The organism is Pseudomonas sp. 5P_5.1_Bac1 (genome assembly GCF_025466015.1).
In the GTDB taxonomy this organism is placed as follows: Bacteria; Pseudomonadota; Gammaproteobacteria; order Pseudomonadales; family Pseudomonadaceae; genus Aquipseudomonas.
In genome coordinates, this window is record NZ_JANLNX010000091.1 from 136554 (window position 1) to 149749 (window position 13196).

Genomic DNA, 13196 nt, shown 5'->3' on the forward strand with positions numbered 1-13196 from the left:
GCGCCACGCTAGCATAGCGCCCGGATCACAGCCAACAAGGTCGAGCAGGGTGGTCGGCCATGGGAAAGGCGGGTGTCGCATCGCTGCAGTGGACTGTCGCGCTGCTGTCCGCCGTTTCGCTTCGCGGGGCCGGAGCCATGATGAAAAAAGGCGCGATGGTGCCAGTTTTGGCCGCTGCTGGAAAGCCGTATTTGGTCGCGGCGATGGTTGGTAACACCTGGCTGGGGGTCTGGTTGCGCTTTTTGGTTGCACCTTTTTTGCGCTGTGATTTTGCAAAGGTGTTACCTGTGATTGGTTATGGCCCACCCATTTCTAATTGTAAGTGGGTATTTCAGTAATCACGCAAAGTCGGGCATCTTTGGCGACCTTTCGGCCAGTGACTGGCTGAAAGCACCGCAAGCCTTATGAATCGTGGTTACAGAGTGTTTCGGAATGGGCGGTCATCAAGCTGGCCCGCTGATTGCTATCAAGCTGCCACGAACCGCAGGGCGCCTCACGAGGGCATTGCGGCTCCAAAACGCGGGAAGATCCCCCATTCTTTGCAAAGGTAGTTTTATGAGCGGTACGCACAATTCCAATGACCTCGCTCAGGGGCTCAAGCAACGGCATGTGACCATGCTGTCCATCGCAGGCGTGATCGGCGCCGGTCTGTTCGTCGGCTCCGGCCACGCTATCGCCGCCGCCGGTCCTGCCGTGCTGCTGGCTTACGCCGCCGCGGGCACGCTGGTCGTGCTGGTGATGCGCATGCTCGGCGAAATGGCCGTGGCCTCGCCGGATACAGGTTCTTTCTCCACTTATGCCGACCGTGCCATCGGTCACTGGGCCGGCTTCACCATCGGCTGGCTGTACTGGTGGTTCTGGGTGCTGGTCATCCCGCTTGAGGCCAACGCCGCCGCAACCATCCTTAATGCCTGGTTCCCCGACGTGGCGATCTGGGCCTTCACCCTGGTCATCACCCTGTTGCTGACCGCGACCAACCTGTTCAGCGTGAAGAACTACGGTGAATTCGAGTTCTGGTTCGCCCTGCTCAAGGTCGTGGCGATCATCGGCTTCATCATTCTCGGCCTGGCGGCGATCTTCGGTTTCATGCCGCACAGCCAGGTCAGCGGCGTCAGCCACCTGTTCGACACTCAGGGCTTCATGCCCAACGGCCTCGGCGCCGTGCTGGGCGCGATGCTGACCACCATGTTCTCGTTCATGGGCACCGAAATCGTCACCATCGCCGCCGCCGAATCGAAAGACCCGGGCCGGCAAATCAGCAAGGCGACCAACTCGGTGATCTGGCGGATCTTCCTGTTCTACCTCGTGTCGATCTTCATCGTCGTGGCCCTGGTGCCGTGGAATTCGGGCGAACTGGCCGAAGTCGGTTCGTACCAGACCGTGCTGCAACTGATGGGCGTGCCGCACGCCAAGTTGATCGTCGACATCGTTGTTCTGATCGCCGTGACCAGTTGCCTGAACTCGGCGCTGTACACCTCGTCGCGCATGCTGTTCTCCCTGAGCAAGCGCGGTGACGCGCCGGCCATGGCCCAGCGCACCACCTCCAGCGGCACGCCGCACTACGCGGTGCTGCTGTCGACCGCGGCGGCGTTCCTGACGGTGTTTGCCAACTATGTGGCCCCGGCGCAGGTATTCGAATTCCTGCTGGCCAGCTCGGGCGCGATCGCGCTGCTGGTGTACCTGGTGATTGCCGTGTCGCAACTGCGCATGCGCCGTCAGCGCATGGCGCGTGGCGAGAAAATCGACTTCAAGATGTGGGCGTTCCCGGTGCTGACCTGGGCGACCATCTTCTTCATCGTTGGTGTACTGACCCTGATGCTGATCCGTCCGGATCATCGGGCAGAAGTGATCTCCACCGCTCTGCTGAGCATTGCCGTGGTTGCGGCGGGCCTGCTGGTGGCACGCAAGCGCAAGGCCGAGAAGGCTGGGGCGTTGGTGCTGGATAACTGAAGTTGTTGAAGTGAAAGAAGGCCGCGCAATGCGGCCTTTTTTATTGCCCTGAAAAACTACATGGGTCTCGTTCTATTTGAGGAACGCTAAAGCCAGTTTTCACTATCTACCGCGCCAAAGGTTCTGAATTTAATCTTCTCCCATCAACGCGAAACACCCCCCCTTACGAAGATCAGAACCTTTAGGAGCAACGACCATGACCGCATTCAAATACAACCGCCTGAACAAAGATGACGCCGCTGTCCTGCTGGTGGACCACCAGGCTGGCCTGCTGTCCCTGGTGCGCGATATCGAGCCAGACCGCTTCAAGAACAACGTTCTGGCCCTGGCGGATCTGGCCAAGTTCTTCAACCTGCCAACCATCCTCACCACCAGCTTCGAACAAGGCCCCAACGGCCCGCTGGTGCCGGAACTGAAAGAACTGTTCCCGGATGCCCCGTACATCGCTCGCCCTGGCCAGATCAACGCCTGGGACAACGAGGACTTCGTGAAAGCGGTGAAAGCCACTGGCAAGAAGCAACTGATCATTGCTGGCGTGGTAACCGAGGTGTGCGTGGCGTTCCCGGCGCTGTCGGCCCTGGAAGAAGAATTTGAAGTGTTTGTGGTGACCGATGCTTCCGGCACCTTCAACGAGATGACCCGCGATGCCGCTTTGAACCGTGTGAGTTCGGCGGGTGCGCAACTGATGACCTGGTTCGGCGTGGCCTGTGAGCTGCACCGCGACTGGCGCAACGATGTCGAAGGGCTGGCGGCGCTGTGCTCGAATCACATTCCGGATTACCGGAATCTGATGACCAGCTACAACGCGCTGACTGCTGGCAAGTAAGAAACTAATTGGGGCCCATCGCGAGCAAGCTCGCTCCTACAGATTCCGTGTAGGAGCGAGCTTGCTCGCGATGAGGCCCCATAGTTTTAACTGACGGGCCTCTTCACTGCTCGCCAGCCACCTCAGCCTCTATCTGCTTCGCCGCCTGCTCGTACGCTTCAACGAACTCCGGGCTCTGGATCCAGGCGGTGGCCGTCTCCTGATCCGCCTCGTCCAGCCAGTCGCGATAGGCGCAGAGCACGCCATAGATGTAATCCGCCGCAGCGTCCTCGCCGTAGGTGGTGACCACCAACGAGAGCAGCGAGTCCGCAAGGAATACGCTGCACATCTCGGTCAGGCTGGTTGCCTGAGCCTCCTTCATCCCCTCGAACAACTCGTCGTAGAGGCCGGCGCCCATGGCCGTCTCGAAAAACTCGTCGACGGAGGGCGGGGCGGAATCCTTGTTCTTCGAGACATTGTTGCGTGTGACGCGGTTTTGCTTGGCCTTGGTGGCCGCACGTTTGGCGCGTTTTTGCTGTTTGGTGTTGGAGGCCATGGAGGAGCTCCTTATTGCCGAATCTGGCGCGAGCGGTGGTGGGGGCGGGCGGTTTCGTCAGCCGAACTTCTTCTGCTTCGACACCATCTCCGAGGCCGCCACATACGCGTCCTGGAACTCATCACTTTCCAGCCACGCCATGGCCGCTTCTTCCTCGGTGCCATCCAGCCAGTTGCGATACGCACAGAAGACTTTGCAGATGTAGTCGCTGGCGTCGTCTTCCTTGTGGCCCTTGAGCACGAGGGTCAGCAGCGGGTCGACCATGAACACGGCGATCATCGCTTCCAGGCTGGTGTCCTGCGCCGTTTTCATTTTTTCGAACATGGCGGTGTAGCTGCCCGAGTCCATGGCCTTCTTGAACACCTGCTCGACGCTGGCGCTGGACCCCTCGCCGCCGCTCTTCACCGTCTGGCCGCTACGCACCATGCGGTTTTCGCGGGCTTTGCTGGCGGCGCGTTTGGCGCGTTTCTGTTGCTTGGTGTTAGAGGCCATCGGTGTTCCTTTGTGCGAAGTCAGTCAAATTCCGCGTATTGAATCGCAGTTGACCGGGAAACCCAAGCCGCGAAGCAGTGTCACAGGCGGGTTATCGGACAAACAGGAAGGGAATCCCGCATGAAAACCATCGTTGTGCTTAGCCTCGCCGCCACCGTCTTGAGCGGCTGCGGCAACATTGCCGCAGTCAAATCCTTCAACACGCAGTTTGCTTCGCCTGCCAGTGGCGAGACGGCGCGTCTGCGGGTGATGTCTGACGGGATGGTGCGCGGTGTGCCGGGCCTTGCGTGTGTGGATTGGTACAGCCCCGGTGCGGGTGTGATCATCGTGCCGAACGAAACCTTCGCCCAGCGCAACAATGAGAAACTCGGCATGCCTGCTGGCAAGCCAGTGCCGGCGGGGTGGGCCACCAGCGAGGTGCGTGTGGCCGCGGGCAAGCCGCTGACCCTGACCTTCCTCGATGGCGGCCGGGCGGTGAGTTATGACCAGAAGAGTACGTGCCTGGGCATGTTCACCTTCACTCCGCAGGCCGGTGCCGATTACGAGCTGGAGCTGCGTGGTTATCGCGGCTGCGGGGTGGACTTCACGCGGATCGATGGCGCTACGCCGGAGCCGGTGAAAGCCACCAAGGCCGAGTATTGCAGCGCCATTGCCAACTTCTGAGGCGTCAGCCCGGCAGTAGCAGCGAGCTGACCCGGCTTTGCAGTTGGGTGTCTTCTTCGTCGCGCAGGTCTTCTTCCTGCTCCCGCGAGGCACGGCCCACCAGCAGCGGGTCGGGTTCGTGGGCGACGCGGAAGTCCTTGCCGGGATAGTCGAGGGCGTTGAGGAAGTGACGGATGCAGTTGATCCGCGCGCGCTTCTTGTCGTCCGACTTGATCACCGTCCACGGCGCATCGGCGGTGTCGGTGTGGAAGAACATGGCTTCCTTGGCCGCCGTGTACTCGCCCCACTTGTCCAGCGACTTGATGTCGATGGGCGACAGTTTCCAGTGCTTGAGCGGGTCGTCGCGACGGGAAATGAAGCGGCGCAGTTGCTCCTCGCGGTTTACCGAGAACCAGTACTTGAACAGCAGGATGCCGCTGTTGCACAGCATGCGCTCCAGCTCCGGGGCCTGGCGCATGAATTCCAGGTACTGCAGCGGGGTGCAGAAATCCATGACCCGCTCGACGCCGGCGCGGTTGTACCAGGAGCGGTCGAAGAAGACCATTTCACCCGAGGTCGGCAGGTGCTGGATGTAGCGCTGGAAATACCACTGGCCCTTTTCCTGCTCGGACGGTTTTTCCAGGGCGACGATCCGCGCGCCGCGCGGGTTCAGGTGTTCCATGAAGCGCTTGATGGTTCCGCCCTTGCCCGCAGCATCGCGGCCTTCGAACAGGACGACGACGCGCTGGCCGGTTTCCCTGACCCAGTTCTGCACTTTCAGCAGCTCGATCTGCAGCGAGTGCTTGGCCTTGTCGTATTCGGCGCGGCGCATGCGGGTGCTGTACGGATAGGTGTGCGGAAGCTTGGCCGACGAACTGTCTTCACTGGTGCCGTGCGGGGCGGTAGCGACTTCGAGGGCGGCCGGGGTGTCCGCAGCGATGTCGGTTTCGACGATCGGGGCGGGCTTGCGAGGGCGGCGATGCGGGCGAGAGGTATTGGCTTTGTGTGGCGTGGTCTGATGCTGGCCTGCCCCGGATAACGGCTCTGGAAGCGGGAGGGCGGGGGATTCTTCACTCATGGGAGGGGCCTTCTGTTCCTTCGAATGTCCACCTGCCACCTTACATATTTTGCGTGATGGCATATTGATGTCGGTCAATGCGCCAGCGGTTTGTAGCGTTTTTCGCGTGTCGTGGGCGTGCGCTTTTTCGAGCACAAACAAAAAACCCCTGAATCTTTCGATTCAGGGGTTTTTACGTTGTCTTGGTGCCCAGAGACGGAGTCGAACCGCCGACACGAGGATTTTCAATCCTCTGCTCTACCGACTGAGCTATCTGGGCAACGGGGCGCATTAAAAGGCTTTTTCAGGATTGCGTCAACAAAATTTTGAAAAATTTATTCAATTAATACCGACGCTTACGTTTTACGGGGTCATTCGGCCGGTGGAACGTAGCCTTCGGCCTTTGCGTACTCCTCGCCAGAGAAGAACTTGTCCATCTCGCCCTGGATGAACTTGCGGTCTTCGCCGTTCATCATGTTCAGGCGTTTCTCGTTGATGAGCAGGGTCTGGTGCTTCTGCCAGTCGGCCCAGGCCTTCTGCGAGATGTGCTCGTAGATGTCCTGGCCTTTCGGGCCCGGGTACGGTGGGCGTTCGAGGCCCGGCAATTCTTCGTGGTACTTGCGGCACATTACGGTGCGGGTCATGACGACTCTCCTGCAATCAATACGTCGGCCGCGCGTTTGAGCAGCTTCTTGACCGGGGCAGCGAGGCCCAGGCGCGGCGGGGTGGCGAGGTTATACCAGAGCCAGTCAGCCTCGGCCACGTGCGAGCCCTGTTGGCCGACGCGTACCAGCCACGGCTCGATGGCCAACTGGAAATGGCTGAAGGTGTGGGTCAGGCCGCTGAGTGCGTGGCGGGTTTCGATGTTGAGTTGGTGCTGGTCGGCCAGGTGTTCGAGGTCGTCCAGATCGTCCAGCTCCGGCAAGCTCCACAAACCGCCCCACAGCCCGCTGGAGGGCCTTCGGTAAAGCAGGATGGCGCCCTCGTCGTTGGCGAGCATCGGCATCAGCGTGCGCTTTTGTGGCAGGGCCTTGCGCGGCTTGGGCAGCGGGTAGCGGATCTCCTGGCCGAGCATGTGCGCTTCGCAACCACGCTCCAGCGGGCACAGCAGGCAACTGGGCTTGCTGCGGGTGCAGAGGGTGGCGCCGAGGTCCATCATCGCCTGGGTGTAGTGGTTGACTCGCGCGTGCGGGGTGAAGCGCTCGGCCGTCGCCCACAGTGCCTTGGCCACTTTCGGCTCGCCCGGATAACCCTCTTGCGCGGTATAGCGGGCCAGCACGCGCTTGACGTTGCCGTCGAGGATCGGCGCGCGCAGGCCCATGCTGATGCTGGCGATGGCGCCGGCAGTGGACAGGCCGATGCCCGGCAGATCGGTGAGTTTTTCCACGTCACGCGGGAATTCGCCGCCGTACTGCTCGACGACGATCCGGGCGGTCTTCTGCAGGTTGCGGGCGCGGGTGTAGTAGCCCAGCCCCGTCCACAAGTGCAGCACTTCGTCCTCGGGCGCCGCGGCCAGGGCCTGGACGTCCGGCAGGGCGTCCATAAAGCGGCTGAAGTAATTGAGCACGGTGCTGACCTGGGTCTGTTGCAACATGATCTCGGAGACCCACACCCGGTACGGGTTGATGCCCTGTTGCCAGGGCAGGTCGTGGCGACCATGGCGGTCGTACCAATCCAGCACGGCGCTGGAAAACTGCTCGGGGTTCATCGTTTGAACAGGCCTTTGAGTGCGTCTTTCAGCTCGGGACTGACCTTGTCGCCAAGCTTCTCGTCGAGTTTTTCATTGAGTTTTTCGTTGATGCGGTTGCCCAGCACCTGGCCGGCCAGCTTGCCGACGCCATCCTTGTCCACGCGGCAGGCGCGGGCGCCGAGTTCCAGCGGACCACGGCAGCGCAGCGGGAATTCCAGGCCGGCGAAGCGATCGTTGACCTGGCAGGCCGGATCCGGCATGTCGCGCTTGTCGCCTTCGACGATGACGCCAATGCGGTAGTCCATGCCCAGCACGCGCAGGTCGAGGTCGCCGTTGCCGTTGACGGTCAGGCCGGGGATGCGGATTTTCAGGTCCGGGTTGCTGGCCACGCCGTTGCGCAGCACCAGGTTGCCTTTGAGCTCCTGGAATGGCGTGTCCTTGCCGCGCGGCTCGCCGCTCAGGGTTTTGCGGTTGAGCGTGGCGATGCCTTGGCAGAGCTGCTGTTCGAGGTTGGCATCGACCAGCACGCCGTTGTTGATGACGAAGCTGGCGTTGCCGTTGAGGGTGTCGATCAGGCCCTTCTGGCTGTTGCCGCTGGCGGTCAGGTCGCTGTTGAGGCTGAGCAGGCCCTTGACCGGCGGGTTGTCGCCGTCGTGCTTGATGAAGTGTTCCACCGGCACGCGGTTGATCTTGCTGGTCAGGCCGATCTGCGGCACCTGTGGACGTACGTCGAGGGTGCCGTGGGTTTCGAAGTCGCCGTTGTAGAGGCCGCCGCGCAGGGTTTCGAGGGTGATCAGCCCGCCCTGGCCGTTGGCCTTGAGTTCAGCGTCCTGGATCGGCAGCTTGTTCAGGGTCAGCTCGCCGAAGTTCAGGCTGGCTTGCAGGTCCAGTTCGCGCAGGCGGTCCACCGGCAGCAGCTTGTCGCTGCTCCAGGCAACCTGGGTCGGTGCGTCGGGCAGCGGCGTGGTACCGGAGCCGGCGAGGGCGCTGACTTCGTTGCCCTTGACCTCGGCCTGGCGCGCGGCGGTGGCGCTGGCGGCCGCTTCGCTCTTGGCCAGCAGGTAGCGGTCGGCGTTGAACGTGTCGTTCTTCAACTGGATGCGCAGGGCTTTCTTGGCGAAGTCCTCCACGGCCAGGCGGCCGGTGAAGGTGCTGGCGTCGAGCTTCATCGCCAGGTCTTCCAGGGCCAGGCTGTTCTTGCTGCCTTGCAGGTGGCCGACCAGTTCGAAGCTGGTCAGGGTGGTCGGGTCGTTCATTGCCGGCAGCTCGACGCCGACGCTGTCGAGGAACTTGCGCAGGTCGAGCTGGGCGATGGACAGGCCGCCGCTAATCTTCGGCTCTTTATCCAGCTCGCGCACGCTCAGTTCGCCGAGGGCGCGCAACTGGTTGGCGGAGAGTTTCAGGCCATTCCATTCGGCGACGTTGGCGGCCAGATCGGCAAGCAACTGGCCTTGTGCGGAGAAGGTCACGCTCTTCTGTTTCAGCGGTTCGCCGGACAGTTCGCCGGTGAGCTTCATGTCTTCGAACTGGTAGCGCTTGAGGGCGCGGTCGAAGCGTCCTTCGCCGGCGAGTTCGATGCGGGCGCGCAGTACCGGCTGGCTGGAACTGAGGAAGGCGGTCATTTTCAGCGGGATGTTGATCCCTTCATGAATGGCTTCGGTGCTCAACTGGATGCTTTCGGCGCTGAAGCTCTGGCCGCTGCGGGCGTCGCTGTATTGCACCCGGGCGTTGTTCACGGTGAGGCTGTCGATATCCAGTTTCACCGGACGTTCGCTGGCGGCCGGTTTGCTCTCGGTCTGCGCCGGCGCCGTGGTGGCTGGTGCCGTTTCAGCGGGCGCGGCCGGGGCGTTGGCGGGCAGCGGCTTGCCGATATCTTCCCAGTTGCCGTGGCCGTTTTCGTCGCGGACCAGGCTCAGGTTCAGCCCTTCCACACGCACATCGCTCATCTGCACTTCGCGGCGCAGCAGCGGCAGTACGCGCACCGACAGGCCGAGCATTTGCAGGTCGGCGAAGGGTTCGGTGGGCTTGTTCAGCGTGGCAATGCTCGCCTCGTGCAGCTCCAGGCCAAGCCAGGGGAACAGGCTCCAGCCGATGTCGCCATTGAGGGTCAGCTCGACGTGAGCCTTGTCGCGAGCCAGTTGGCGGATCTCGTCTTTGTAGTCGTTGGGATCGAAGAGGTGGGTCAGGGCGAAGCCGCCGGCCACCACGATCAGCAACAGCCCGAGAACCACCAGTCCCAGGATTTTGCCAAACGCTTTCATGGGCGAGTCCTTGTAGTCCGATGTCTGAAAATTCAGCCGCAGAGTATAGCCCTGTGGCGTTGGCCGCCGCGATTGCTCTGCGGCGAGGAGATTTCGACGGCGCTTGTCGGTGAAAAGTGTCAGTTGCGGCGAAAAACGCGATATCAGTTTGATAATGATTAGCCAGCTAAATGCTACTCTTTTGAGGTTCCCGGGTCTTGCTGCGACGGATTGTCGCGACGAGGCCGGCTGCCCTCAAAAAACGACTCGTTGCCTGCGTGCGCCAAAGTCGAGGGGTGTCCGGTTCGGCCCGCGAGCCATACCTATCCACGAGGGCAATAATAATGAGCAGCATCACCGCGGGGGCCGTGGGCGGCACGCCCGGCTTCCTTTCCAAGGAGCGCATCGTCGCTCGACCCGGTTTCAATCGTTGGCTGGTTCCACCAGCCGCCCTGGCAATCCACCTCTGCATCGGCATGGCCTACGGCTTCTCGGTGTTCTGGCTGCCGCTGTCCAAGGCGATCGGCATCAGCGCCCCGGTGGCTTGCGCGCCGGACATGGGCTTCTTCGCGCAGATGGTGTCTTCCACCTGCGACTGGCCGATCTCCATGCTCGGCTGGATCTACACGCTGTTCTTCATTTTCCTCGGCTGCTCGGCGGCGATCTGGGGTGGCTGGCTTGAACATGCCGGGCCGCGCAAGGCCGGTGTGGTGTCGGCGCTGTGCTGGTGCGGCGGCCTGCTGATTTCCGCGTTCGGGGTCTACACCCATCAGATCTGGCTGATGTGGCTGGGCTCGGGGGTGATCGGTGGTATCGGTCTGGGGCTGGGCTACATCTCGCCGGTTTCGACCCTGATCAAGTGGTTCCCGGACAAACGCGGCATGGCCACCGGCATGGCGATCATGGGCTTCGGCGGCGGTGCGATGGTCGGCGCGCCGCTGGCCGCGGCACTGATGAACCACTTCGCCAGCCCTGAAGGCGTCGGCGTCTGGCAGAGCTTCGTGGTGATGGCGGTGATCTACTTCATCTTCATGATCGGCGGCGCGCTGTCTTACCGCGTACCGCCTACCGGGTGGAAACCGGAAGGCTGGGTCGCGCCGGTGAAGAAAGCCAGCAACGCGATGATCACTCACCGCCACGTGCACGTCAGCGTGGCGTGGAAGACCCCGCAATTTGCGCTGATCTGGCTGGTGCTGTGCCTGAACGTATCGGCCGGTATCGGCATCCTCGGCATGGCTTCGCCGCTGTTGCAGGAAGTGTTCGCCGGCAAGCTGCTGGGCAACAACCTGACCTTCAGCGAACTGGACGCCACCCAACTGGGCCAGATCGCGGCGATCGCCGCGGGCTTCACCGGCCTGCTCAGCCTGTTCAACATCGGCGGGCGCTTCTTCTGGGCGTCGTTCTCCGACTACATCGGCCGCAAGAACACCTATTTCGCCTTCTTCGCGCTGGGCTTCGCCCTGTATGCGCTGGTGCCGAACATGGGCCACCTGGGCAACATCGCCCTGTTCGTGGCGGCGTTCTGCATCATTCTGTCGATGTACGGCGGCGGTTTCGCCACGGTGCCGGCGTACCTGGCCGACCTGTTCGGCACGCAGATGGTCGGCGCGATCCACGGCCGGCTGCTGACCGCCTGGGCGGCGGCGGGCGTGCTGGGGCCGGTGCTGGTCAACTACCTGCGCGAGTACCAGTTGAAGATCGGGGTGGAGCGGGCCGCGGCCTACGACATCACCCTGTACATCCTCGCTGGCCTGCTGGTGCTGGGTTTCCTGTGCAACGCGCTGGTGCGCCCGGTGGCGGACAAGTACTTCATGACCGACGCGCAACTGGCTGCCGAGCAGGCGCTGGGCCACGACAAGGGCGCTGACAACAGCACCGTCCTCGAATGGCATGCCTCGCCGGGCAGCAAGCCGCTGGTGATCGCGGCGTGGCTGGCGGTGGGGATTCCGCTGGCGTGGGGTGTGTGGGCGACCTTGCAGAAGACCGCCGTACTGTTCCACTGATTCAGGTAATTCGGGGCCGCTTTGCGGTCCTTCGCGACGGTTCGGCGCCCCGACGAGCTCGCTCCTACAATCGGCTCAGGACGCGCAAATGTCCTCCGTAGGAGCGAGCTCGCTCGCGATGGCCCGAAAATCGGGCATCAAACCCCACCACCACACGTCATCTTCGTTTCAAGATGCGACGTTCTGGGCCTATAATGACCGCCTTTTTCGCCTAATGATTTTGCGGAGCTGGTGATGGTCGAACGTAAGGCATCCGTCGAGCGCGATACTCTGGAAACCCAGATCAAAGCCTCGATCAACCTGGATGGCACTGGCAAGGCCCGATTCGATATCGGCGTGCCTTTTCTCGAGCACATGCTGGATCAGATCGCCCGGCACGGGTTGATCGACCTGGACATCGAGTGCAAGGGCGACCTGCATATCGACGATCACCATACCGTCGAGGACGTCGGTATCACCCTCGGCCAGGCCTTCAACCAGGCCATCGGTGACAAGAAAGGCATCCGCCGCTACGGCCACGCCTACGTGCCGCTGGACGAAGCGCTGTCGCGGGTGGTCATCGATTTCTCCGGCCGTCCGGGCCTGCAGATGCACGTGCCGTACACCCGCGCGAGCGTCGGCAACTTCGACGTGGACCTGTTCCAGGAGTTCTTCCAGGGCTTCGTCAACCACGCCAACGTCACCCTGCACATCGACAACCTGCGCGGGCACAACACCCACCACCAGATCGAAACCGTGTTCAAGGCTTTCGGCCGCGCGCTGCGCATGGCCGTTGAGCTGGACGATCGCATGGCCGGGCAGATGCCTTCGACCAAGGGTTGCCTCTGATGCAGACCGTTGCCGTTATCGACTATGGCATGGGCAACCTGCACTCGGTGTCCAAGGCCCTGGAGCACGTGGGCGCCGGCAAGGTGCTGATCACCAGCGATGCCGCGGTGATTCGCGAGGCCGATCGCGTGGTGTTCCCCGGCGTCGGCGCGATGCGCGATTGCATGGCTGAAATCCGCCGCCTGGGCTTCGACGCCCTGGTCCGGGAAGTCAGCCAGGACCGTCCGTTCCTCGGCATCTGCGTCGGCATGCAGGCCCTGCTGGAGCACAGCGAGGAGAACGACGGTGTCGATGGCATCGGCCTGTTCCCCGGCAAAGTGCGCTTCTTCGGCAAAGACCTGCATGAAGACGGCGAGCACCTGAAAGTGCCGCACATGGGCTGGAACCAGGTCAGCCAAAGCGTCGACCACCCGCTCTGGCACGACATTCCCGACCAGGCGCGCTTCTACTTCGTGCACAGCTACTACATCGAGTCGGGCAAGCCGTCCCAGGTGGTCGGTCGCGGCCACTACGGTGTCGATTTCGCCGCGGCGCTGGCCGAAGGCTCGCGCTTCGCCACCCAGTTCCACCCGGAGAAGAGCCATACCCATGGCCTGCAATTGCTGCAGAACTTCGCTGGCTGGGATGGCCGCTGGTAATGAGCCGCTCCGGTAACAAGGCCCCCACGATCACCCTCACCCCCGAGCAGGAGCGTGAGGCGCTGAGCACCCTCAAGCGCTTTCTCGAAGACCGCTTCGAATTGCAATTGGGTTCGTTCGAGGTGGCCGAGGTGCTGGAGCTGTTCAGCAAGGAAATTGCGCCGCATTACTACAACAGGGCGATTTTCGATGTTCAGGCGCATCTCAAAGAGCGCTTCGAGAGCATCGAGAGCGACCTGTGGTCGCTCGAGAAGAACTGACTTCCCGGGCTCACTGTTTACCGAATAGACAGGTT

Annotated in this window: 14 protein-coding genes and 1 tRNA gene; 8 read left to right on the top strand and 7 right to left on the bottom strand. The window is 62.2% G+C overall.

Annotation, left to right across the window (positions count from 1 at the left end):
- Positions 1 to 59 precede the first annotated feature (59 nt).
- The 3 genes from NTD82_RS19025 (at position 60) to ycaC (ending at position 2776) form a co-directional block, all read left to right on the top strand.
- Positions 60 to 338 carry a hypothetical protein gene (locus tag NTD82_RS19025; RefSeq protein ID WP_262129814.1) on the top strand — a complete coding sequence of 93 codons (279 nt, stop codon included), beginning with the start codon at positions 60 to 62 and terminating at the stop codon, positions 336 to 338.
- A 217-nt stretch (positions 339 to 555) separates the two neighbouring features.
- The gene (gene gabP, locus NTD82_RS19030) at positions 556 to 1950 is read left to right on the top strand and encodes a GABA permease (protein WP_262129815.1); all 1395 of its coding nucleotides are present in this window, start codon (positions 556 to 558) and stop codon (positions 1948 to 1950) included.
- A 196-nt stretch (positions 1951 to 2146) separates the two neighbouring features.
- On the top strand, positions 2147 to 2776 hold the full coding sequence (ycaC, locus tag NTD82_RS19035) for an isochorismate family cysteine hydrolase YcaC (protein ID WP_175652878.1): 630 nt from the start codon (positions 2147 to 2149) through the stop codon (positions 2774 to 2776).
- 103 nt (positions 2777 to 2879) lie between these two features.
- On the opposite strand, the gene NTD82_RS19040 is transcribed toward ycaC, so the two are convergent.
- The gene (locus NTD82_RS19040) at positions 2880 to 3311 is read right to left on the bottom strand and encodes a hypothetical protein (protein ID WP_262129817.1); all 432 of its coding nucleotides are present in this window, start codon (positions 3309 to 3311) and stop codon (positions 2880 to 2882) included.
- A gap of 57 nt (positions 3312 to 3368) precedes the next feature.
- Positions 3369 to 3803 carry a hypothetical protein gene (locus NTD82_RS19045; RefSeq protein WP_262129818.1) on the bottom strand — a complete coding sequence of 145 codons (435 nt, stop codon included), beginning with the start codon at positions 3801 to 3803 and terminating at the stop codon, positions 3369 to 3371.
- Positions 3804 to 3923: 120 nt separating this feature from the next.
- Here NTD82_RS19045 and NTD82_RS19050 point away from each other — a divergent pair, with 120 nt between their 5' ends.
- On the top strand, positions 3924 to 4466 hold the full coding sequence (locus NTD82_RS19050) for a hypothetical protein (protein ID WP_095155784.1): 543 nt from the start codon (positions 3924 to 3926) through the stop codon (positions 4464 to 4466).
- A gap of 4 nt (positions 4467 to 4470) precedes the next feature.
- Here NTD82_RS19050 and ppk2 read toward each other — a convergent pair whose 3' ends face one another.
- From ppk2 to NTD82_RS19075, 5 genes are all read right to left on the bottom strand, one after another.
- Positions 4471 to 5523: a polyphosphate kinase 2 gene (gene ppk2 / locus NTD82_RS19055; RefSeq protein WP_175652875.1), complete on the bottom strand. Its 1053-nt coding sequence runs from the start codon at positions 5521 to 5523 to the stop codon at positions 4471 to 4473.
- A 183-nt stretch (positions 5524 to 5706) separates the two neighbouring features.
- Positions 5707 to 5782 (bottom strand) — tRNA-Phe (locus NTD82_RS19060).
- Positions 5783 to 5873: 91 nt separating this feature from the next.
- Positions 5874 to 6146, bottom strand: a complete 273-nt coding sequence (locus tag NTD82_RS19065) for an oxidative damage protection protein (RefSeq protein ID WP_095155786.1) — start codon at positions 6144 to 6146, stop codon at positions 5874 to 5876.
- The gene (mutY, locus tag NTD82_RS19070) at positions 6143 to 7210 is read right to left on the bottom strand and encodes an A/G-specific adenine glycosylase (protein WP_095155787.1); all 1068 of its coding nucleotides are present in this window, start codon (positions 7208 to 7210) and stop codon (positions 6143 to 6145) included. The genes NTD82_RS19065 and mutY overlap by 4 nt, the downstream gene beginning before the upstream one ends.
- Positions 7207 to 9453: an AsmA family protein gene (locus NTD82_RS19075; protein WP_262129820.1), complete on the bottom strand. Its 2247-nt coding sequence runs from the start codon at positions 9451 to 9453 to the stop codon at positions 7207 to 7209. The genes mutY and NTD82_RS19075 overlap by 4 nt, the downstream gene beginning before the upstream one ends.
- 320 nt (positions 9454 to 9773) lie before the next feature.
- Between NTD82_RS19075 and NTD82_RS19080 the strand changes: the two genes are divergently transcribed.
- The 4 genes from NTD82_RS19080 to NTD82_RS19095 all read left to right on the top strand — a co-directional run bounded on the left by NTD82_RS19080 (position 9774) and on the right by NTD82_RS19095 (position 13161).
- Entirely contained in the window at positions 9774 to 11435 is a 1662-nt protein-coding gene (locus NTD82_RS19080) for an OFA family MFS transporter (protein ID WP_262129944.1), read from the top strand.
- 234 nt (positions 11436 to 11669) lie between these two features.
- Entirely contained in the window at positions 11670 to 12263 is a 594-nt protein-coding gene (gene hisB, locus NTD82_RS19085) for an imidazoleglycerol-phosphate dehydratase HisB (protein ID WP_110972331.1), read from the top strand.
- On the top strand, positions 12263 to 12901 hold the full coding sequence (gene hisH / locus NTD82_RS19090) for an imidazole glycerol phosphate synthase subunit HisH (protein ID WP_095155790.1): 639 nt from the start codon (positions 12263 to 12265) through the stop codon (positions 12899 to 12901). The genes hisB and hisH overlap by 1 nt, the downstream gene beginning before the upstream one ends.
- Positions 12901 to 13161 (top strand): DUF2164 domain-containing protein, encoded by a 261-nt coding sequence (locus NTD82_RS19095; protein ID WP_262129821.1) that lies wholly within the window; start codon positions 12901 to 12903, stop codon positions 13159 to 13161. The genes hisH and NTD82_RS19095 overlap by 1 nt, the downstream gene beginning before the upstream one ends.
- Positions 13162 to 13196 lie beyond the last annotated feature (35 nt).